The organism is Candidatus Hydrogenedentota bacterium (genome assembly GCA_012730045.1).
GTDB lineage: Bacteria > Hydrogenedentota > Hydrogenedentia > Hydrogenedentales > CAITNO01 > JAAYBR01.
The window spans coordinates 1-20839 of the sequence record JAAYBR010000094.1 but is presented as its reverse complement, the minus strand read 5'-3'; the positions used below and the strand labels follow the sequence as shown (position 1 = coordinate 20839).

The window sequence follows — 20839 nt, the reverse complement described above, 5'->3', positions numbered from 1 at the left end:
AACGCCCCTCAGAACAGCAGCAGTGCCAGGAGCAGGAAAAGCAGCAGCACGGGCAGGCACCCGCAGCACCCGCAGGAGGACCGGGGACGGTCCTGCGTTGAGGCGCGCCAATACCAGAAAGCCGTGTCTTCCTGCGGCGGCGGCGGGGTGTCCCGCAGCGGGGCGGCGGGGGGGCCGCAAACAGGTTCCGGATCCGGTCCCGCCACGGGCTCCGCGGTGACGTCAATGGCGCCCCGGGGCGGGGGCGGCGTGGACTCAAGGGAAACGCCGCAGAAGGGGCAGAGTCCCCGGGTGACATGCGCCTCTTCGGCGCCGAACTCCGTGCCGCATTTTCCGCAGTAGAAATCCATGGGGGGTGCGTCCGCTTCTCCGCGCGCCGGGCGGGCTAGTTGGTGGGGTTGTCAAACCCGGCAATGTCGAGGGCCACCTCGTCCTCATAGACCCCGTTGTCCACATAGAGCTCTTCAAAAAGGGGCTGGTCCTCCGAAACGGGTCCCCCAAAGTCAAACCGCACCAAGGGACCGAAGGACGCGAAGGAGAGCAGGGGGCCGGGGCTTTCGAGCAACACCCAGTATCCGGCGGTGCCGTAGGCGCGGGCGACCTCCATGGACCATCCGGCGAGCAGCCCCTCGTCGGCGGGTTCCACCAGACCGACAGAGAACGCCAGGTCGCTGCGGACAAAGAGGTGGATTTCGCGAATGAACCGGGGGATGTAGTCCGCGCGGAGCAGGACAGTGGTCCCGTCGGGCGAACCGGAGTCCTGAACCCGCAGTTTTCCGCGGAGCACATCGCCTCTTTGTCCGTCCGGGTTGAAGTCATCCGTGGCCTTGTATCCTGCCCGGGCGTCCCCCAGCGTGAGGGAGAAGGACGGGCGGAACGGCTCATTGCGCCGGCTGAGGGAGGCCCAGCGCAGGATGTACTGGCCCTCCAGGTTCTGGACAATCTCCTCGACCGCGGCGGGGAGCAGCTCGGTGGTGTCGGCGGGGAAATACGCGCCGCCGGTGCGTCCGGTCAGATCCAGCAGCAGCGGAAGATTGGCGTCCTCCCCGCATCCCACGGCATAAATGCGGACCGACCGGTCCCGGGCCCGCTCCACGGCATCGTCCAGCGTCGCCGCGCTGGAGGTGTCGTAGCCGTCCGAAAAGAGGACGACATAGCGGGCCTCGCTTTTCGAGGCGCCCTTCTCGAATTTCGAGCAGGAGGTGACCACGGCGTCGAGAAGGCGCGCGCCGGAGAAGAACCCGCGCACATATTCGGACTGGATGTCCCCGATGCGGGCGCGCGTGTGGGCGCGGTCCGCGGTGAAGCCCGAAACGGACTGGGCCTCACGGTCGTCCCGGTGAAACTCGGTGACGCCGACCTGGGCGTCCGTGTTCAGCGCGGGCAGCAAAATGTCCCTGGCCGTGCCCTCCATGACGACGACGGCGCCGGGGCGCTCCTGCATGTTCTGCGAGTAGTCCATCAGGAGGTCCATCTTGAGCTGGAGGGTGGACGCCCTGCGGAGCTGGAGACCGTTGTTGTTTCCAACGGCCTGGTCGCCCTCCAGGGCCTCCACGAAAAACTGCGCGGGCTCCGCCACCACCGCGTTGCCCTTTTTGTCCGTGACGCCAAACATGAAATCAATGAGGTAGGGGCTGGAATAGGTGCTCGTGGCGTTGACGATGTTCAGGGACGCGAGCCGCCCGTCGGCATCCATGACCACGCGCACCTTGGCCTCCTTGGGCTTGATGCCCTTCGAGGTGAAGACGATCTTTCCGGTGTGCTCCCCCTCGTCGAGCTGGGTGCGGTCTATCCGCACGAAGAGCACCCGCCGGTCGAAGGGCCCCTTGTCCGGGTCTGAGGGGGCGTCGCTGACCACCTCCCTGACATTGACAAGAATCCAGGGCTGGTCCGGCTCTGCGCCGACCGTGAGCTTGGGGATGAGGGGGTTGTTGTTCCACACGTACATGGTGAACGGCGTCTCGTTCCGGCTGAAGTCCAGCGTCCAGTTGGACAGGGAGATGGCCTCCTGCCGGAAGTCGCACCCCGTGAGACAGGCGGAAAGCAGGAGCAGGACGGCGGCGGACAGGGCGCGCCGCAGACGCGGACACGCCGCGCCCCGTGCGAAGGCCGCCCTTTGGGACCGTTTTTCCATGGCGTAGAGCATGGCGCAAAGCCCCCCCCCAATGCAAAAAAGCGCGCCGGGTTTGCGCCGCCGGAACGCCGGATGATAGCATGGGTCCGGGGGGGTGCCGACCCCGACGGAGTGCGTTTGTGACCCAAAGCCAACAGAGTGTGCCGCGCTTCTTCCGCGCCGGGCTGATGCTGTTCGCCGCGGCGCTTCCCCTGGTGATCTACCGCTACACCCACGACCCCACGGGGGAGATCAAGTGGCTGCTGGTGGCATGGGCGGGGCTGGCGCTGGGGGGGGGCTGGCTGGTGTTCCGCCGGCTGTTCTCGCTGTCGGCGCCGGGTCCCCGCCTGTTTCCCGAGCTTCCCGCGATCCTGGTCGGGATGATGATCCTGTCGGCGTGCGGCCGGCTCCTTCTTGACGCGCGCGCGGGCGCCTTTCACGGGGGCGTCGCCCATCTGGCCGCGCAGGAGACGGGGCGGTTCATCGCCCTGCTGGCGCTGTGGCACACGGCGGCCCAGGTGATCCGCACCCCGGCGCACCTGATGGGCCTTTTCAAAGCCCTGTGCGCGGCGGTGTTTCTGGCGGCGGTGTACGCGGCGGTGCAGAAGGCCGGCCTTGACCCCTTCCCCTGGGGGGAGAGCCCGGAGACCATGCCGTCCACCTTCGGCAACCCGAACTATGCGGCCCATGTGCTGGTGGTGGCGGTGATCGCCTCCGCCTGGCTCGCCCTGGAGGGGTGGAAGCCCGCGTGGCTCTTCGGCCTAGGCGCGGCGTGGTATCTTTGGAACACGGGGCAGCGCGGGGGGCTGGTGGCGCTGGCGGCCGGGCTGGGCCTGCTGCTGGTGGCCCGGATCGTGCGCGGGCGCGTGCGCCGCCCGGAAAAGGCCGCAGCGCTCTCGCTGGTGCTGGCCGCCGTGCTGGCGGCGGGCGGGGCCGCCGCGCTCATGGGGGGCATGAAGGCCCGCACGGGCAGCGCGTTTCCGCTGGACACCTCCATCCTGCTGCGGTACCAGTCGCTGACCAGCGCGTCGCGCATGATCATGGACCGCCCGCTGCTGGGCCGCGGACCCGGGGTCTACAAGATGGAGAACCCGGCGTACTGGACCCCCTATGAGCGCGAATACTTCGCCTCGGAGTCCACATACAACCACCACGTCCACAACGACCCGCTGGAGATCGGCGTGGACGCGGGGCTTGTGGCCGCCGGGGCCTGGCTGGCCCTGCTGGTCTTCGCGACGGGCTGCGCGCTGGTGCTGGCGTTCTCGGCGGAGGACCGCGCCGGACGCCGGACGGGATATGCTCTGTCCGCCATGTTTGCCGCCTTCGCGGTGGACGGCCTTTTCGGGTTCAACCTGCGGCTGCCCGTTTCCGGCGCCCTGTTCTTCGTGCTGGCCGGGGCCCTGGAGGGAATCGCATCGGAACGCGGGGACGCCCCCGCGCCCGGGGGCGCGCCCGCCGGCCCCGGCTGGCCGCTCATCGCGTGCGCCCTGCTTGCGCTGGCGGCGCAGGCCGTCCTGGCCTCTCTCCTGTTCGCCTCGGAATACCATCTCAAAATGGGGCTGAGCGCGCAGGAGACGGGGAACCATCCCCTGGCCGCGCGGCAGTACGCCGCAGGCGCACGGCTCGCCCCCGGGAACTGGAAGTTCCCCTGGCGGCTGGGCCAGCTGGCCATGCTGGACGGGCGGATGGACGAGGCCTCCGCGCAGTTTGCGAAAACCCTTTCGCTGAACCCCACCCACCTGATGGCGCGGATTCCCCTGGCGGAGACGCAACTGCAGCGGGTGGGGCGCATGGACCATTCCAGCCCGGAGGCGCTGAAGGAAGCCCTCGCCCTGCTGGAGGAGGCCTTCCAGCACGGGGAGGCGCAGCGCGCACTGTGCCCCGAAATGGCGGAGGCGTCGGATGTGCTCGGACGGACCGCCGCCCTGACCGCGGAACTCCTCGCCGCGGGCGAAAGTCCGCAGGCGCACGACCGCGCGCGGGACTACTGGGAGCAGGCGCGGGGTCACCTGGAGCGCGCGGCGGGCAGCAACCGCTCGCAGAAGAACCGGCCCGCCATCTACCGCAACCTGGCGCGCGTGTGCATGTCGCTCAAGGACTGGGACGGGGCCGAGGAGGCCCTGATGCGCGCCGCCCGGATAGACCCGGAGGACAGCGAGACGTGGCCGCTCTTCCTGGAATACGCGAACACCACGCGCCGCTTTGACCGGCTGCGCAAGGCGCTGGATGAGCGGATTGACCGGCTGCGCCGGGCGCCGACGCCGGACACGGACACGCTGGCCACGGCGCAGCTGTTCCTGGCAAGCGTGATGGAGACGGGGTATCAGGACCTGGATTCGGCGGAAAACGCCTGCGCCGCGGCGGTCCACAACGCCCCCCGCCGCCCGGAGGTGTGGACCAATGTCGCCCGTTTCGCCTTCTCCGCCGGGCGCGCCGAATTTCTGAAAACGCAGGTGACCCGGTCCTGCGAGGCCCTCGCGCGGCGGAAGCCCGCCGCGCAGCCCCTGCCGCAGGTCGCCGCCGTCAACGCCGTGCTCACGCGCGGGCCGGAGGCGCTGGAGAACGCCACCCTCGTGCTGGCGGGCGCGGTGCGCTCCCTGCGGCCGGAACGCGCCCTCAGCCCGGCCCAAACCTACGGATGGGCCGCGTATCTGCTGGGCGAAACCCTCCAGCGTTCAGACCCGGCCACCCCGGGCAGGTGCGCCGCCGCGCTCAACCTGTCCATGGTTTTCGCCGGCACGAGCCACCTGGACAACGCCGAGGCGCTGCTGCGGCTGGCGGAAACCTGCCTGCCGGAGGACATGCGGACCGTGCTCGCCCTTCAGTGGGCCGATCTGCGCGCCCTGCAGGAGCGGTATCCCGAGGCGATGGCGGTGCTCGATGAGGCGTTGCGCGCGGACCCCGGCAATCTGGAACTGCGCTGGTCCCGGGCGCGGGCGCTCTACAAACAGGGCCGTCACGAGGACGCCCTCGCGGAATACGACCGCCTCGCCGCGGAGACCGAAATGGACCCCCAGAGCAAAGAGCTGCTCACGAAAGAGATTGAGGCCGCGCGCCAGTCCCTTGAGACGTCCCCCGCCTCCGCCAACCCTGAAAAAGAGGGCGCGGCGCCCGAATAGCCCGCCATCCGCTGCGCGCGAAACTTGCTTTGCCCCCGCCCTTTCTGGTACATTTCCCCGTGACTGGACGTTGTATTTGACGTTTTTTCAATATGTCGGGGCGTAGCGCAGCCCGGTTAGCGCACTTGACTGGGGGTCAAGGGGTCGCTGGTTCAAATCCAGTCGCCCCGACCATTGTAAGTTCAACCGCCGCAAGGGTTTGAGAGAATCGGCCCTTGCGGCGGTTTTGCTTTGTTCTGAAACTTTGGCGCACATTTGGCGCAACGCGAGGCAAAACACCGCCGCCGCCCCCCGGGGGGGGCTGGCCCGTTCCGGCGGTCAAGGTTGCGCGGAGGCGCGACGCACGGCCACGGAGGCGGGGCTTTTTTTTGGCCATGTCCACACCCGACCCCGGGGGCGATCGTGCCCCTGCGGGGCTGTACGGCGGCGCAATAGCAAACCCCCCGGCCTCGCATGGAAACCGGGGGGCGGGGAGCATGTCCCCTATGCCGTGTCAGGGTCTGCGGGGTCCGGCCCCCTGCGGTGCCGTGCCCGCAGAAGATTGCCCAACCGGGTAGCGGGCGCGGCGGGGTCAAAGGGAAACACAACCTCGCGGGAACGTGCCAGCGCGCGCACGGCGACGGAAAGCGCGTCGCTTGTCCGGTGGGGGGTGCGGGAACCGCGCCCGGTGGCGCGGCGGAGGGTGTCAATCAGTCGTTCAGGCATGGGCCACCTCCCCGGCCTCGCGGGCGAAAACGCGCGCCTCGCGGCCCTCGAGGGCGACGGCGGCGGCACGGGCCGCGCGCCGGGTCCATTCCGTGCCAGTGTCGGCGGGGCGGCCCTGCGGGGGCAACCCTGCGGCGGCACGGGCGCGCTTGTCATAGGCCCGGCCATACTCCGCAATCAGCCCATCGGCGGCGCGGTGTATTCCGTCCAAACGGGCGCGGGCGTCGGCCAGTTCGGCCAGCGCGGCGGCAATCCGTCCGGCTTCATGTTCCGCGTCGGGCCGCATGCCCGCCACGGTGTCGGCCACCTCTTGCCGGGCGGCGTCGGCGGCGGCGCGGAGGGCCAGCGGCACGGCGGCAACGGTGGCGCGGTGGCGGGATTCCAACACCGCCAGGGTGTCGCGGTCTTTTGCAAGGTGGCGACGGATTGCGCCGTCATCCTCCCCGGCGGCAAGTGCGGCGGCCATGTCGCCCTCGCGGGCGGTCAGCCCCCGGCGGGCGGCCTCGATTTCTGCGGCCAGTCGGGCGGCCTCGCGTTCCAAGTGCCGGACGTGTTCAAGACTTGTCAGCATGGGCGGTGCCCTCCATCGGTTGCGCGGGCAGCCCCAGCACTTGCCGGGCGGCCTCGCGGAGTTCATGGTCCGTCATTCCAAGATAGGAGTTTTCCCCGGTCGGGTCGGTCGCTGCGATTTTCGCGGGCGCATAAAGCCCGTTCAACCGCGCGCGGGTGTGCATGATGGCCAGCACGGCCTCGAGGTGCGGAATGCTCCCCGATATGGCGGCCTCCCAAACGCCGCACTGCAAAACGTCAAGGCGGGCGTTTTCGAGGGCGCGGAGGGCGGCGGCCTCCTCCCTGATTTCATCATGCAGGGCGGTCAGCCCCCGGCACACGTCGCGGTGCGCCGTGCTGGCGTCTATCCCCAACTGTTGCCCGATGTCGGTAAAGGTCGCGCCCGCAATTCGGAGGCGGATTGCATCCGCGCGCCGGGCGGTGGCGGCCAGCACGTCGGGGCGTGTCGCGGGGGTGTGTCTTGCGGGGCGATGTTTGCGGGTTTCAGGCATTGCGCGGCCCTCCGTGTTTCTTCCCGGCGGGCGTCGCTTGCAGGGTGTGCGAGTCCGGCGGCGGCGCGGGCGGTTCAATGCGCGGCGCGGGCCGCGCGGGTTTCACGCGCGGGTTCTCGAAGTGCGCGCCGTGCCCGGCGCGGATAACGCGCGGGTGCCGTTTTGGGGTGTCGGTTTTTTCGTTCATGGGTTTCTCCAATCTGCCCCCTCGGGGCGGTTTGTGTTTTGTCCAGTGGCCCCCGGCCCGGTCGGGTTGTGCGGGCAGGGCACCCCCCTTAAGGGGGGGTTGCCCTCTTGCCCGCACCCCCTACCGTTGCGGGCGGAGTCTTGCCCGCAGTCTGCCCGCACCGCCCGCAGACACACCCGGCCAGAGTCGGAAACCGTTTCCGTAATCAGGCCGTCGGCGATCATGCGGGGCAGAACCTCCTCGAGTTTCCGGGTTGTGATCTTGACCCCGGGGCAGCGGTCGGCTATCAGTTCCCGGGCACCCGTTCCCCGCTTGCGGGCCTCTTGCCCGCCGCTGTGCCCGGTCAGTTCGGCCCGGGAAACGTCGGCGCGGGCCAGCACCTCGAGAATGGCCGCCTCTACCCGGTCGGCCTCGCGCCCGGCGGCGTCGGCGCGCATGCCCTCGAAGTCAACCGCCTCCAAGACCCCGGCGGCCTCGGGGGCGGTGTGCCGCCGCATGTACAGGGTCGGGCGCGGCCCGGTGTAATTTGTCTTGCGGCATTCCAGCGCGGCAAACTGGGCGCGGTCGCAGTCGGGCACCTCGCGGGCCTCGCGGTCATTGAGGGGGCGCAAGGCCCACACTTGCCGGGCGGCGTCGCCCCATGCCCCGGCACCCCGGCCCGAGGTCGCGCCCTCGCGGTCGGCTTTGGCGACGTGATCAACCAAAACAAGCGCGGCATCCGGCCCGGTAATCCCGGTCAGGAGGTTGACTACCCGCTGGCCGACGGGGTTTGCGTTTTCATCCAACGCGCCCCCCAGAAGGGCAGACTTGGGGTCAAGGATTACGGCGGCAAACGGGCCGCTTTCCCGGACGGTTGCGGCCAGCCGCAGAAGGTCCGGCCCGGCCTCAATGGCCCCGCCCTGGGCGATGCTGAAAAACTGCCCGCCGGGCATGGCGGCCACGCGCAAACGTTCGGCAACCGCGCCGCATTCATCCGGGGTCAGACCGAACGCCCAAGCGATACGCTTTAGGCGACGCTGTATCTCGGGCAAGTCGTCTTCAAAAGCAAGATACAGCACCCGGCCCGGGGCGGTTGGGGTCCATCCCTCTATCAAGGGCCGCCCAATGCACAGGCTGGCCGCCGCCTCGAGTATCAGGGTGGACTTGCCGCCGCCGCCTTGCGCGATCACGCTTGAAACGCACCCGAGGGGAAACGCCCCGGAAAACGCGAATTGCCGCGCGGGCAGTTCGGCGGCGCGCCAGTCGCCCGGCAAGGTGGCCAGCGGCAAGCGGCACGTCCCGGGGGCGGCATCCTCTTGCAGCCGGGCAATGATTGCGGGCACCTCCCCGGGGTCTGCGGCCTCGAGTTCGGCGGCGGTTGCCCGGCACCGTTCGGCCATGTGCCGGGTGCGGGCGTGCCCGGCGACAATGCCCGCATAATAGGCGGCATTGCATGAGGTCGGCGACGCGCCCGAGAGTTCCGAGAGGTACAACGGGCCGGGCGCGTTCGGGTGCCCGCCTTGCAGCACGGCCTCCGAAACGGTCACTAAGTCAACGGGCGCGCCGTCGGCATAAAGCCGCCGGATTGCCTCATAGGTCGCGGCGTGTTCCGGCACAATGAAGGGGCAGCCGTTGCCAAGAATGGCCAGCACGTCGGGCACGACGGCCCCGTTTATCAGGCACGCGCCCAAGACTGCCCGCTCTGCCTCGGGGGAGCATGCGCGGGGGGTTGTGCTATAATTGGGGGTGTCGCCACGGCCTCGCGCCGTCAAGTCGCCCCCGGCCTTGCCCGCCGGGGGTCTTTCTTTTGTCGCGTTCATCGGCGCACCTCCCCGGCGGTCACGACGCGCGCGGCCAGCCATTCGCGGAGGGTGTCGGCGTCATAGCGAACGGTGCGCCCCAGTTTGATGAAGGGGAGCCAGATTCTGCCCGGCATGGGGCCAGTGCTGCGGGCAACTCGGAGGGTGCCGGGGGCCACGCCCAAGAATTGGGCGGCCTCCCGTTCGGTCAAAAGGCGGTCGGGGGCGGAGGCGGATTGCATGGGTTTTCTCCATGCCCGGCGCAAAAAAAACGCCGGACGACAAAAAGGGAAACGTTCGGTTTCCGCGTTCCTGTAGTCCGGCGTAAAGTTGCTGTGCGCCCCGTTAGCCGTCCGATGTTGTAAACATCCCTCCCCAACCGGGGGGAGTTATGCGCCGCGCCCCGAATGCCCCCCAGTCTTACCTGTTGCGACATCAGTTGCGCGACTTCGCGTCAACATTCAACTGTGCCCCTATTATACCACATTTGCCGCCGCGCGACAAGTCAGCCCGTCGCCTCTTGCGGCGCAGCCTCCCCGAGGGGAAGCCCGGCCAGTTCGGCGACGGCGGCGCGGGCCGTCTCGGGCGCGAGGTGTGCATACTTCAAAGTCGTTTCAAAGTCGGCGTGCCCCAAGAGTTCCCGGACAACGGCCAGAGACACCCCGGCCATTGTCAACTGCGAGGCGAAGTCATGCCGCAAGTCGTGAAAATGAAGCCCCGGCATTCCGGCGGCCTTGCGGAGTCCATCCCATGAGGTTTGGATATTGTCCAGAACGCCGCCGCTCTTGCCCGGGAAAACCAGCGCGCCCGGCGACGGGTCGGGCTGTTGCGCGCGCCATGTGTCAAGGCAATCCATCGCGGGGCCATTGAGGGGCACATGCCGGGGCTTGCCGCTCTTGGCATTCTCCGCCCGGACGGTCACCATGTGGCGGCCCATGTCCACATCGCCCCATGCGAGGCGGAACAACTCCCCCCGCCGCAGTCCGGTATGGAGGGCCAGCACTACCAGCGGGTAAAGGTGGTCACAGTAGCGGCCCTCCAAGAGGGGCAGGGGGTCAATGCCCCGCACGGCAAGCCATGTGTTATACCGTACCCGGGCGGCGCGGGCCTCGGCCTCGCGCGCCTCGAGGGCGGCATACAGCCGCGCGCGTTCATCGGCGGTCAGAAACCGGACCCGCGTTTCCCCCTCGCGGAGGTTGCGAATGTCGCGGGCAACGTTGGTCTTGACAAGCCCGGCCCGGGCCGCATGGGTGAGCATCGCCCGGAGGTAGGAAAGCGGGCGGTTGCATGAGGCAACGCTGGCCCCCTTGTCCAGCCGGGCGCGCCGCCACTTTTCCAGCCGCCATGTCGTGATAGCGGCCAGTGGTTCATTTAGGAATGCCTTGAAGTCGCGTTTCAGGCTGGCCCGGATTGCCTCGCGGGTCTTTAGGTGCGCGATTGCCTCAAAATATTGGCCGTCCAGATACTCGCGCAACGTGCCCGCCCGGGCTATGGTCTTTTCCTGTTGCGGGTCCGTTCCGGCGGCAACGGCGCGGCTGTACCCTTGCGCCATTTGCCGGACTTGGGGAACGGTCAACTGATCCGCGCGCCCAACCTTCACCCGGCGCATAACCCGGGTTTCCGGGTGGCGGTATCGGTAGAAATAGGTTTTGGTGCCCCCGGGGCAGACCATGACGGTCAGCCCGGATACCTCCGTATCCGCCACCTCATAGGCATTTTTCTGCGGGGTCAGACTCTTGACTAGTCCGGCGGTCAACCTCTGGCGCATTCTTGGGCCTCCTGAACCGTTGGCGCACATTTGGCGCAAATGTATCTTATCACGGATAACGCCAATTATCAAGTCCCCCGCCTGGGCACGCCAGAAAACCCTTTGTTTTCAATGCTTTTACTTCACCACTTGTCGGGTTTTGTTTTCGTTAGTAAACTGCCGTAAACCCGAAAAAATTGACTGGGGGTCAAGGGGTCGCTGGTTCAAATCCAGTCGCCCCGACCATTGCAAGTTCAACCGCCGCAAGGGTTTGAGAGAATCAGCCCTTGCGGCGGTTTTGCTTTGTTCCAACGTCATGACACTGCGGCCGCGCGCCGGGTCAGGCGGCGTCGCCGTGCTCCGCGTGCAGGCGGTTGAGGGCCTCCTCCACGGCGGCGCGGGTCTGCTCCACATCGTCCGGGTGCTCGGAGGTGGGCGGGGGCACGGGCGGACCGTAGGCCATGGTGAGCGTGGTGAAGGGCTTGGGAATCGCGAAGCGGTCCCAAGAGTTGAGCCGCCAGGCCCGGGCGGCCACATACGCATGGGGGATCACCGGCAGACCGCTGCGCGCGGAGAGCAGCGCGATGCCGTGCTTCGCGACCCGGCGGGGTCCCCGGGGACCGTCGAGGGTAAACCCCACAGAGGGCGCGAGTTTGGTCGCCATCACCAGTTGCCGGAGCCCCTCGCCGCCGCCGCGCGAGGAGGAGCCCCGGACGGCCTCCATCCCCACGCGGTGCACCAGACGCGCCGCCAGTTCCCCGTCGAAGCTGTAACTGGTCAGGGTGTGGCCGCCGGTGTTGCGGAAGCCCCAGCAGGCCATAAACAGCGTCTCGTGCCAGATGGCCAGCACCGCGTGGCCGTCCCGCTTCTGCGCCTCCTCCAGGATTTCCCGCCCAACCACCCTCACGACGCAGGTGCGGCAGAGGAGCTGAAGCGCGCCCTTGGCGAGGGGGGGAAAGAGCGCCAACTGGACACGCTGCGCCGCCGTGAACCGGACGGGGCTGGTGTAGCTGAGCTCGGGGTGCCTCATCGGTGCTCGAGCCCCTTTACGAGCTGGTATACGACCCGCGTGCGGGGCGCCGGGAGGGCGGCCGCCTGCGCCCGCCGGAGAATCTCCCCGCTGAGCGCCTCGATCTCCGTCCTGCGGCCGCTGCGGATGTCCTGAAGCATGGAGGACAGGTTCTCCGAGGTGGCCCGGCACAGGGCCTCCGCCGCCTCCGCCAGACTGCGGGTGAACCGGTATCCCTCCGTTGAGGCGACCTTGGTGGCCTCCATCACGAGGTCACGGAGCAGTTCCCGCGTCTCGGCGGTCTCCAGCAGGCGCCCGTTGGGAACGTTCAGCAGGGCGGTGAGCGGGTTGATGCCCGCGTTGATGACAGCTTTTTCCCAGACCACCTGTCCGGGCGTGTCCGTGATTCGCACGTCAAAACCAGCGTCTTGAAAGGCCGTGAACGCGGTGTCGGTGGGGCAGGAGGTCCAGGAGCCGAACACCGTGAGGCCCGCGGCGGCGTGGCGCGCCTTTCCCGGCTCCAGCAGGGTCGCCGCCTCCGAGGTGGCTCCCGCGAGCACGCGCGCGCTGCCGACCATGCCGCAAAGGGCGTCCACGTTGCCGAGGCCGTTCTGGAGGGTGAGCACCGGGGCGTCGGGCGGCAGCCGGAGCGACCGGGTGGCGTGGGCCTTGACGGTGACCAGGATGAGGTCCATGCCGGCGGGGATCTGGGTGGAAACGGGCATCTTCTCGTGCAGCAAGCCGCCGCCGGGCTCCTCCACCTGGATGCCCTCGCGGGCCAGGCGCTCCGCGCGGTCGGCCCGGTGGTCCACCAGATGCGCCTTTGCGCCGCCCCGGGCAAGCCGCGCGGCGAAGACACACCCCAGTGCCCCCGGCCCCACAATCGCGATCTTGGTCATGCCCGACTCCCGTTCCCCGTCACAGCTCACGGACAAAGGCCCCGGAAAGCTCCGGCTTCTTCTGAATCCCCGCGCAGGCGTCCAGTGCGGACTTCTTGTCCGGGAAACCGGAAACCACGACACGATACACTTTGTCATCGCCCGATTTCACGATCTGGCTCTTCACTCCGTGCTTCTGCTGCACCGAACGGTTCAGGGTTTCCGCCTGCTGGCCGCGGTTGGGACCGGAGAAGGCGCCCAACTGCACGCAGAACTTCCCCGCCGCCGCCTTGGGGGCCGCCGCCGGGGCCGCCGCGGCGGGAAGCGATGCGGGGGCTGGGGCGGGTGCCGCAACCGCCGGGGCGGGTGCCGAAGCGGCCGCCGCAGGCGCGGGAGCGGGCGGCGCGGCCGCAGCTTCCGGTGTCTGCGCGGGCGGTGCGGCCGCAGGAACCATCATGGCCATATTCTCGTCCTGCGGGTCCACCGGCGTGAGCTCGGGCACCGCCGCAGGGACGGTCCCGGGAGCGGCCTCAGGGGTGGGCGGCTTGGGCGCGGCGGACGGCGCGGACGCGCCGCGCTGGCTGGGCAGCGGGGCCAGCGAGGTGACGCGTTTCTTGGATGCCGTGGTGTAGGGGGTGGCCTTGGGCTCGGAGGACGGGGCCGGGGCGGCTTCCTGCGCCGGGGGCGCGGCGGCGGCTGCTGCGGGAGCGGCGGCGACCGGAGCGGTTGCGGGGGGCTCGGAAACAGGGGGGGCCGCCGCAGGGGCGGCGGGAGTTTCCACGGGGGCCGGCGGCGTGGCGGGGGCGGCGGGGGACGCGACGGCGGGCGCCGCAGCAGGCGACACCGGGGACGCCGCAGGCGCGGCGGCGGCGGTGACGGGCTGCGCATTGGCCGGCAGGGTGTAGGTTTCCATGGCCGCCACGGCGACTGGTTCCGCAGGGACGGGCGTCTCCGGTGCGGGGGCCGCGCCGTCCACCGCCACCGGGGGCGCGCCGGCGTCTCCGGAAGAGGCGCGGCCGAGCACGACCCCGGCGGCAAAACTCAGCATGACCGCCGCGATCATGAGGCACACAAACGCCACGGCCGCGCTCTTGGCACAGGTGAGCACCAGTTGCGGGGTGCCGTCGCCGGGGTTGATTTCTTTTCTGATGTCCATCATCCTTCCCCGTTCTCAGTGGTTTCGGTGTCATCCTCCCCTGCGGCGGGCGCGGGGGCCTCTTCCCCCGCCTCCCCGCCGGGGGGCGGCGCCTCCCCCTCCCCTTCCGCCGGAGAGGGCTCGGCTGAATCCTCGCGGCGCAGGGCGGCGAAAAGCGCGGTCCGCGCCTCGTCAAGTTCCGCGAAGGTGAAGCTCGGATCCCGGACCTCTATCAGGCGGCTGCCGCCCCGGTCGGCGAAAAGGGTCACCCGCACATCACCGTCCGCCTCGTCAGACTCCTTGATCAGGCGGAAGACCTTCATGCGCCGCAGCAGTTGCGCGGCGAGATAGGCCTTGGCAAGATCGGTCCGGTCCTCCGAGGAGCACAAGTCAAAGAACAGCTGCTGGAGGGGCGAGTAGAGTTCGGGGGGCTGCTGATCCATCACCTTCGGGTCCAGATACTTCGTGACCCAGGCGGAAAAGGCCTGCTCGGTGTGCTCCGGCAGGAAGCACTGCATGCAGAAGTCCTGCCGGACCAGGGTGCCTTCCTGAAAGCGGGCGACGGAGCGCACCTTCTCCTCGTGGGAGAAGCCGCGCCCGCACACGTCACACACCCGCGCACTCTTTCCAATCCGAATTTCCACGCGCGCACATCCTCACTGGTCGGGGTATGCCGGTCCGCCGCCACACCACTAAAAGTATACTCCCCCGCCATATATGGGGGCAAGGCGGGAGCCGGGGTCCATATGTCGTGCCGGCCTTCCGTTAGGGGGCCGGTGTCCGCGAGGCGCCCCCGCCGCCCGAAGGGCGGGTTTCGCCGGTGCGGGAGGCGCCCAGAATGCCGCCGCCGGTCTTGATCAGCGCCATGAAGAGCTGCCGGGGCAGGTCTATGACCCTGACGGCCTCGTTGGTCATTTCGGCGGCCCCGCTGACCAGGGTGACGCCCATGTCCGGCATGCCCGCGAGCTGGCTGGTCGGCTTGAAGGCCGGCCCCTTGATCTGGAAGCCGAGATCCACATTGCGCTGGGCGATGCGGTATCCCTGGAGGTTAAAACTCTGCGCCAGAATGGGGATTTGCGCGGCCGTGTCGGGGGTGATGCTCACCTCGATGAGATAGTCAATGTCGCCGCCGAGAATCCAGGTGCCGGCGCCTTTGAGTTCGATGCCCGGCAGTTCGACGAGCATGTTGTCCGTCCGGATGTGGTCGCCCTTGAGGACGAGGTCGGACTTGGTGGTGGTGAAGGCGTAGGCGTCCGGCTGGAGCTGGGCAAACCCGGCAAACTGCTCGCCGAAAGTGGCGGCAAGGGTTTCGGGCACGAAGTTTCCGTTCCGCACGTGGAACGCGCCCTTGCCGTCGAGGGTGGCCGGGTCGTCGGCATCCATGGAATAGTCCACCCACCCGGTCATGGGGCCATCGAGAATCTCGGGCATTTCCAGGTGGCGGATGACATAGCGGGCGGGAATGCCGTCCCATTTTGCCTTGAGCGAGTAGATATTGGTCTTTTTGTGGCGGTCGTACACCCCCTCCAGCCGGCCGCCGTCCACCACCGCCTCGAAATGGCTGAGGCCGGTCTTGTCCCCCTCGTTGAAGACGGTTCCCTTAAACTGGGTGGCCGTCCAGGGGGGCATCTCCAGGGCGTCCGCAGCCAGCTCGTATTTCATGGAGCGGGAGAGTCCGGGGAACTTCGCATAATATTCGGGGTCTTCCGGCTCCAGGGGCAGAAGCCAGTTCTCCTTGAGGGCGGGGACTTCGGCGCTCTCCGCATGCACGCTGATGACGCCGGTGCGGATGGTTTCGTGGACGTTGTCCAGCGTCACCTCCACCTTCGCGTTCCGGCAGTGGAGCGGATACGGGCATCCGTTGGGCAGGAAGGACACGTCGTCGAAGACGCCGCCGAGGGTGGAGATGTTGCCGTCGGGGCGGGTGCCCGCGCGGACGACCTCATAGTAGCCGTCCTTGGCATGGGTGCCGAAGGCGCGGTAGGGAATGCGGATGCACTTGCCCGCCGTGGCGACCTCAAGGAAGGGGAAGTCCAGCCGCACATGCTCGCTGCTGAATTTTCCACCGCGCCAGAGATACAGCAGGTCGGCCTTGAGCTGGGTGCCGTCTATGGAGGCCTCGCCGGTGATCTTCATGCTCTTCTTGGGGATGATCTCCGCCTTGAACGCCTTGATGGTCGCGCCGGTGCCCCGGGGCTTGCGGAACCACCACTCGATCTCGACCTGCGCCTCCGTCGCGTCGGCGGAGGCCTCCACCACGATCTTCTTCGGCGAGGCGGTGCCGTGGCAGCGCAGGGCCGCCGACCCGTAAATCCACACTTCCTTGGAAGGGTGGTGGAGGGCGGATTTCTCCAGGTCGGACACCGCCCCGTCGGCGGAGAACGAAAGGGTCTGCTTTGCGATTTCGTACTCGGCGCGGCCCAGGAAGGCGTGGCCGTTCAGGCGCGCGGACAGGGGCACCAGCTTGACCTTTCCATCCACCAAAACGACGGAGCCGGAGAGCTGGTCGAGCATGAGCCCCTGGTACGGGGAAAGGAGGCCGCCGTTGAGAATGGCCACCACGCCGCCGGGCATTTTGGTGGCCAGGTCGTAGGACACCTGGATTTGCCCCAGTTCGAGGGAGGCCCCGGGGAGCTTCCTGTCCGTGGGTTTGAACACGATCTTGCCGGAGGCGGCGCCCGCCTCGGCCAGCACGGACGGCGACGACGCGGGGCCGCTGACATGCACGGCCAGCCGGTGCGGGGCGCCCAGCTCCACGGAGAGGTCCCCCGGCCCCACGGTCTCGGGCAGCAGCGCGGTGACGGCCTCGTTGACCGGCAGCGTGTCCGCGTCAAGTTTCAGGTCCAGCACGGGGCCGTCCGCCCCGAACAGCACGGATCCGGTGATGCGGCCGGAGGCCTGCGGGGTTTCCAGCCGGGCGTTGCGGACCAGAATCTCCCGGGTGGGCAGGTCGGCGTCGGCGCGCACGGCCAGGGTTCCCGTCAGCGGCTCAATGAATTCGGGCCGGACCTTCGCGTCCAGCGCCTCCATCTCCGCGTCCAGCGCCAGGGACACGCGGCCGCCGCGCTGGCCCTCCACCGTGAGCACGGGAGTCACGGTCCCGCCTGTCAGCACGCGGGCCTTCTCGGGAAGGAACGCGCCGACCCTCTCCACGGCGACGGCGCCCGTCTCCGCGCGCAGGCTGAAGTCGTCGGGCCCCGCGTAGCGCACCACGGCGACGAGGGGCGTCTCGGAGACGCCCGCCAGCCGGGCGGACAGGCGGGCCAGCAGGTCCGCCGCCCCGGGCTGGCGGGAGATGTCGAACCCCACCTCCTCCAGGGTGATTTCCCCGGCTTCGGGCACCCCCGCCACCTGCGCCCGGCACCGTTCCCCGCTGACCCGGAAGGACAGCGGGGGAAGCTCGGGCAGCACGGGGAGTCCGGCGGGCGCCTTGACGGCGGGCGGTCCGTTGGCGGGGGGCAGCACCACGTCCACGGAGGCTTCGGTGAGGTGGACATGTCCGGGGGACAGGGTGCCGGCGGCCAGGGCGGACCAGTCGAAATACACGTCCACCCGGGGCAGGTCCACGGTGGCCCGGAGCCCGTCGCGCTCCCAGATCATGCGGACCTGCTCCACGGACACGCCGCGGAGGCCGCTGAGGGAAACCTGGCCAACGGAGAAACGGCCGCCCGCGCGGCGGCTCACCTCGGCCATGAGGTTGTCGCGCAGGACGTCCAGGCGGCGGCGGACCACGGCGGACCCAACGGCCAGCGCGCCCGCGAACAGCAGCAGCAGCAGCAGCAGGGCGCGCAGCCGCCGGGCCTGCCGGGGCGTCCAACGCCCCGGGGGGGCGTCCGTCTCGCGCCGGTCAGTCTCCGGGCGGGACGTCATCCTCGTCCGCTCCGGGTTGCGCCTCGCACAGCATGCCCTTTATGTCGAGCAGCTTCTGGCGGAGCTGCTCCGTGGTGTCGGGGTGGTCCTTCAGGAACTGGCGGGTGTTCTCGCGGCCCTGCCCCAGGTTTTCCCCGTTCATGGAGAACCACGCGCCGCTTTTCTGGACCAGCTTGGCCTCGATGGCGAGGTCCAGGATGTCCCCCTCCATGCTGATGCCCTCATTGAAGAGGATGTCAAACTCCGCCTGGCGGAAGGGCGCGCTCATCTTGTTTTTCACCACCTTGACGCGGACGCGGTTGCCCACGTTCTCCTCGCGGTCCTTGAGGCCGGCGATGCGCCGGATGTCGAGGCGCATGCTGGAGTAGAACTTGAGGGCGCGGCCGCCGGTGGTCGTCTCGGGGCTGCCGAACATGACGCCGATCTTCTCGCGGATCTGGTTGATGAAGATGACCAGGGTGTTCGTGCGGCTGATGATGGCCGTCAGCTTGCGCAGGGCCTGCGACATGAGCCGCGCCTGGAGGCCCACATGGCTGTCGCCCATCTCCCCCTCCACCTCCGCCTTGGGCACCAGCGCCGCCACCGAGTCCACCACGATCACGTCCACCGCGTTGCTGCGCACCAGGCTCTCGCAGATTTCCAGCGCCTGCTCCGCCGTGTCGGGCTGGGAGACCAGCAGGTTGTTGATGTCCACCCCGATCTTCTGTGCGAAGGTCGGGTCCAGCGCGTGCTCCGCGTCAATGAAGCACGCGATGCCGCCGCCGCGCTGGGCGTTGGCCACCACGTGCAGCGCCAGCGTCGTCTTGCCCGAAGACTCCGGCCCAAACACCTCCACCACGCGGCCGCGGGGCAGGCCGCCCACGCCCGTCGCGATGTCCAGCGAGAGGCTGCCCGTGCTGATGGACTGCACCCCCGCCCGGAAGGAGTCGTCCCCCAGACGCACCATCGTCCCCTTGCCGAACTGCTTCTCCAACTGGGAGATGGCAATGTCCAGCGCCTTCACTTTTGACTTGTCGTCCGTATTGGCGGCCATCGAACTTCCTCCTGTCGTGCGGGTTGAAATATACTGAACAAACTTTCACCTGCGGCACAGTGTGCCAGATTTCCACCCGTTTGTCAAGTCCGGACCGCAGGCCGTTTCGCACGGCCCGGATTATAGCGTTTTCCGCCCCTTTCGCCGCAACAACACCACCCCGCAGAGGGCCAGCGCGGGAAGGAGCGGCAGGGCGGCCCCCAGATTCCGCACCCCGGCGCTGGGCATCCTTCCGCCTCCGCGCAAACGAAAATGTTTCCGGGGGCAAGATTCGTCGTAAGACGCCGAACGCGGGGAGGGAGGGGACCGGCAGCTATTGGCGCATGGGCACAAAAGAAGGGGCGTCTTTGGCCCGCTGCCCTGTCGGCCCGCAGGCGAGCCTGCGGGTGTGAAGGCGGCAGCAAGCTGCCGCACTCCGCCCCACCTGTCTTCTTTGTGTTCCTGGTGCCTTGTATGTTCAGTGCAGGGTCTTTGTGGTGAACCTTTCCGGAGTTTTCACCGCAAAGTCACAAAGGGCGCAAAGAAGAGGGGGAAGAGAAGAAAGGGCGGGGCGTGTTGGGGGGCAGGCGGCATGGGCCTGGCACCCGCCCGCCCGCGCATTCCACGTGAGCCCGAAGACAAGGCCGGCGGGACGCCGGCGGTACGGAGCGGCCGCACTCCAAGGAGCTTCGCTCCGCGTCCTCTGCGTCTCTGCGTTGGGTGTGCTTCCCGTGTCGCACCAACTGCGGCGTCTTGGGGAGAAGACTCAACGCAGAGACGCGGAGGGGGAGCCTGGGTCGAGCCCGACGCTGGGAATGCTCCGGGGGCCTGTGCTAGGCTGTTTCCGGCAACTGGAGGTAACATGCCATGTCTGTTTTCAAGATGGGACGGCGCTCTTTCCTGCGGGCGGCGGGGGCCGCGGCTTTGTGCGCCGCGGCGGGCCGCCGCGCGGGGGCCGCGGCGGGGTTTGAGATCCCGCAGGGCGTCTATCCGTCGTATGTGGACGAGAAGACCGGGGCCACGGTGCTGACCCTGACCCCCGGCGGGGCCGCGAACAGCATTGTCTACCAGACCCACCCCATGTGGCTGGACGGCGGGAAATACCTGTTCTTCACGTCCGACCGGTCGGGCGGCGGCATGGCGCCGCATCTGCTGGAGCTTGCCACCGGCACGGTGAAGCCGGTGCCGCTGGAGGACGCGGGGCACAACACCCTCTCATGGAACACGCCGTTCCTGTATTACGTCCAGGGGGACGCCCTCGGGATGCTGGACCTGGTCCAGAGTTTCCAGGGCACGGCGGAGCCCCGGGTGTTCGGGAAGATGCCCGAGGCGGTGCGTTCGCTGGCGGGCACCATTTCCGTGGACGCGGACGGGAAGACCCTGTACCTCGGCGCGATCATCGGGGACAACGACCGGTCGGCGATTTACGCGGTGGACGTTGAAACGGGCGCGGCGCGGGAGGTGGCGGCTTTCGACTTCAAGGTGGGCCATGTCCAGGCCAACCCCTTCACGCCCGGGCTGGTGATGTTCTGCCACGAGACGGGCGGCGACGCGCCCCAGCGCATCTGGACCGCCCGGGTCGGCGGGGACGGCCCCGCGCCGTTCTACAAGGAGACCTACGACGAGTGGGTGACCCATGAGGCGTGGTGGGGCCCCGACCGGATCGTGTTCACGATATGGCCCTACGACGACCGGCACAAGGGGCTGCCCCACGGCATCGCCACGGCGACCCTCGCCGACGGGCCGCAGGGGAAGATGGAGGTGCTCGCGCAGTACCCGGCGTGGCACACCCACGGCAGCCCGGACGGCAAATGGGTCATGGGCGACGACTTCGACCGGAATATCTGGCTGGTCCACGCGGAGAAGCGGGAGCGGCGGCTGCTCACGCAGGGCCACCTCGGAAAGGGGCTGAAGACGCACCCCCACGGGTCCTTCACGCCGGACAGCCGCGCGGTGCTCTTCAACTCCTCCCGCGAGGGCCATGACACGCTCTGCTGCGTCCTCCTGCCGGAGGACTGGGAGCGCCTGCCGAAGGCCGAGTAGGGCCGGATGGGCGGACAGAACGTGCTTGGACCGACGCCCATGCGGGCATGAGATTGCTTCGCTTCGCTGCTAATGAAGTGGACGTATTCTTCCGCGCTCCAAGCCGCCGGTTTTTCTCTGCCAAACGTGGAAATGGCCGAAAGCGAAAGTCTTGGGCATCCCGGAGGGATGCAGGACATTAG

Annotated in this window: 17 protein-coding genes and 1 tRNA gene; 3 read left to right on the top strand and 15 right to left on the bottom strand. The window is 68.6% G+C overall.

The window, feature by feature from the left end:
* Nucleotides 1-8: 8 nt before the first annotated feature.
* Together GXY15_09745 and GXY15_09740 are read right to left on the bottom strand one after the other, a co-directional pair.
* On the bottom strand, nucleotides 9-350 hold the full coding sequence (locus GXY15_09745; protein NLV41491.1) for a hypothetical protein: 342 nt from the start codon (nucleotides 348-350) through the stop codon (nucleotides 9-11).
* Between the two features lie 35 nt (nucleotides 351-385).
* A complete protein-coding gene (locus tag GXY15_09740; GenBank protein ID NLV41490.1) occupies nucleotides 386-2146 on the bottom strand; it encodes a VWA domain-containing protein in 1761 nt (586 codons plus the stop codon).
* Between the two features lie 107 nt (nucleotides 2147-2253).
* Between GXY15_09740 and GXY15_09735 the strand changes: the two genes are divergently transcribed.
* Both GXY15_09735 and GXY15_09730 read left to right on the top strand, forming a co-directional pair.
* Nucleotides 2254-5232 (top strand): tetratricopeptide repeat protein, encoded by a 2979-nt coding sequence (locus GXY15_09735; GenBank protein ID NLV41489.1) that lies wholly within the window; start codon nucleotides 2254-2256, stop codon nucleotides 5230-5232.
* Between the two features lie 96 nt (nucleotides 5233-5328).
* Nucleotides 5329-5406: transfer RNA gene (locus GXY15_09730), tRNA-Pro, on the top strand.
* Between the two features lie 309 nt (nucleotides 5407-5715).
* On the opposite strand, the gene GXY15_09725 is transcribed toward GXY15_09730, so the two are convergent.
* From GXY15_09725 to recA, 13 genes are all read right to left on the bottom strand, one after another.
* A complete protein-coding gene (locus GXY15_09725; GenBank protein ID NLV41488.1) occupies nucleotides 5716-5937 on the bottom strand; it encodes a hypothetical protein in 222 nt (73 codons plus the stop codon).
* Nucleotides 5930-6508, bottom strand: coding sequence for a hypothetical protein (locus tag GXY15_09720; protein NLV41487.1), 579 nt, complete (start codon nucleotides 6506-6508; stop codon nucleotides 5930-5932). The genes GXY15_09725 and GXY15_09720 overlap by 8 nt, the downstream gene beginning before the upstream one ends.
* On the bottom strand, nucleotides 6492-6998 hold the full coding sequence (locus tag GXY15_09715) for a hypothetical protein (GenBank protein NLV41486.1): 507 nt from the start codon (nucleotides 6996-6998) through the stop codon (nucleotides 6492-6494). Before GXY15_09715 ends, GXY15_09720 begins: the two co-directional genes overlap by 17 nt.
* Entirely contained in the window at nucleotides 6991-7185 is a 195-nt protein-coding gene (locus GXY15_09710; protein ID NLV41485.1) for a hypothetical protein, read from the bottom strand. Before GXY15_09710 ends, GXY15_09715 begins: the two co-directional genes overlap by 8 nt.
* Nucleotides 7182-8855 (bottom strand): AAA family ATPase, encoded by a 1674-nt coding sequence (locus GXY15_09705; protein ID NLV41484.1) that lies wholly within the window; start codon nucleotides 8853-8855, stop codon nucleotides 7182-7184. The genes GXY15_09710 and GXY15_09705 overlap by 4 nt, the downstream gene beginning before the upstream one ends.
* Before the next feature lie 125 nt (nucleotides 8856-8980).
* Nucleotides 8981-9205, bottom strand: coding sequence for a helix-turn-helix domain-containing protein (locus GXY15_09700; protein ID NLV41483.1), 225 nt, complete (start codon nucleotides 9203-9205; stop codon nucleotides 8981-8983).
* Between the two features lie 263 nt (nucleotides 9206-9468).
* Complete coding sequence (locus GXY15_09695; protein ID NLV41482.1) at nucleotides 9469-10731, bottom strand: site-specific integrase; 1263 nt, start codon at nucleotides 10729-10731, stop codon at nucleotides 9469-9471.
* 319 nt (nucleotides 10732-11050) lie between these two features.
* Nucleotides 11051-11740: a lysophospholipid acyltransferase family protein gene (locus tag GXY15_09690; protein ID NLV41481.1), complete on the bottom strand. Its 690-nt coding sequence runs from the start codon at nucleotides 11738-11740 to the stop codon at nucleotides 11051-11053.
* Nucleotides 11737-12618: a 2-dehydropantoate 2-reductase gene (locus GXY15_09685; GenBank protein NLV41480.1), complete on the bottom strand. Its 882-nt coding sequence runs from the start codon at nucleotides 12616-12618 to the stop codon at nucleotides 11737-11739. The genes GXY15_09690 and GXY15_09685 overlap by 4 nt, the downstream gene beginning before the upstream one ends.
* 19 nt (nucleotides 12619-12637) lie before the next feature.
* Nucleotides 12638-13753 (bottom strand): SPOR domain-containing protein, encoded by a 1116-nt coding sequence (locus GXY15_09680; protein NLV41479.1) that lies wholly within the window; start codon nucleotides 13751-13753, stop codon nucleotides 12638-12640.
* A complete protein-coding gene (locus GXY15_09675) occupies nucleotides 13753-14376 on the bottom strand; it encodes a hypothetical protein (protein NLV41478.1) in 624 nt (207 codons plus the stop codon). Before GXY15_09675 ends, GXY15_09680 begins: the two co-directional genes overlap by 1 nt.
* Nucleotides 14377-14497: 121 nt before the next feature.
* Nucleotides 14498-17602: an AsmA-like C-terminal region-containing protein gene (locus GXY15_09670; GenBank protein ID NLV41477.1), complete on the bottom strand. Its 3105-nt coding sequence runs from the start codon at nucleotides 17600-17602 to the stop codon at nucleotides 14498-14500.
* Nucleotides 17580-18635 (bottom strand): recombinase RecA, encoded by a 1056-nt coding sequence (gene recA / locus GXY15_09665; GenBank protein NLV41476.1) that lies wholly within the window; start codon nucleotides 18633-18635, stop codon nucleotides 17580-17582. Before recA ends, GXY15_09670 begins: the two co-directional genes overlap by 23 nt.
* An 846-nt stretch (nucleotides 18636-19481) precedes the next feature.
* Between recA and GXY15_09660 the strand changes: the two genes are divergently transcribed.
* The gene (locus tag GXY15_09660) at nucleotides 19482-20657 is read left to right on the top strand and encodes a hypothetical protein (protein NLV41475.1); all 1176 of its coding nucleotides are present in this window, start codon (nucleotides 19482-19484) and stop codon (nucleotides 20655-20657) included.
* Nucleotides 20658-20839 lie beyond the last annotated feature (182 nt).

Bases quoted from the DNA above. Each gene is read 5' to 3' on its own strand.
- GXY15_09745 (NLV41491.1), bottom strand. From the start codon at position 350: ATGGATTTCTACTGCGGAAAATGCGGCACGGAGTTCGGCGCCGAAGAG.
- GXY15_09740 (NLV41490.1), bottom strand. From the start codon at position 2,146: ATGCTCTACGCCATGGAAAAACGGTCCCAAAGGGCGGCCTTCGCACGG.
- GXY15_09725 (NLV41488.1), bottom strand. From the start codon at position 5,937: ATGCCTGAACGACTGATTGACACCCTCCGCCGCGCCACCGGGCGCGGT.
- GXY15_09720 (NLV41487.1), bottom strand. From the start codon at position 6,508: ATGCTGACAAGTCTTGAACACGTCCGGCACTTGGAACGCGAGGCCGCC.
- GXY15_09715 (NLV41486.1), bottom strand. From the start codon at position 6,998: ATGCCTGAAACCCGCAAACATCGCCCCGCAAGACACACCCCCGCGACA.
- GXY15_09710 (NLV41485.1), bottom strand. From the start codon at position 7,185: ATGAACGAAAAAACCGACACCCCAAAACGGCACCCGCGCGTTATCCGC.
- GXY15_09700 (NLV41483.1), bottom strand. From the start codon at position 9,205: ATGCAATCCGCCTCCGCCCCCGACCGCCTTTTGACCGAACGGGAGGCC.
- GXY15_09695 (NLV41482.1), bottom strand. From the start codon at position 10,731: ATGCGCCAGAGGTTGACCGCCGGACTAGTCAAGAGTCTGACCCCGCAG.
- GXY15_09690 (NLV41481.1), bottom strand. From the start codon at position 11,740: ATGAGGCACCCCGAGCTCAGCTACACCAGCCCCGTCCGGTTCACGGCG.
- GXY15_09685 (NLV41480.1), bottom strand. From the start codon at position 12,618: ATGACCAAGATCGCGATTGTGGGGCCGGGGGCACTGGGGTGTGTCTTC.
- GXY15_09680 (NLV41479.1), bottom strand. From the start codon at position 13,753: ATGGACATCAGAAAAGAAATCAACCCCGGCGACGGCACCCCGCAACTG.
- GXY15_09670 (NLV41477.1), bottom strand. From the start codon at position 17,602: ATGACGTCCCGCCCGGAGACTGACCGGCGCGAGACGGACGCCCCCCCG.
- recA (NLV41476.1), bottom strand. From the start codon at position 18,635: ATGGCCGCCAATACGGACGACAAGTCAAAAGTGAAGGCGCTGGACATT.
- GXY15_09660 (NLV41475.1), top strand. From the start codon at position 19,482: ATGTCTGTTTTCAAGATGGGACGGCGCTCTTTCCTGCGGGCGGCGGGG.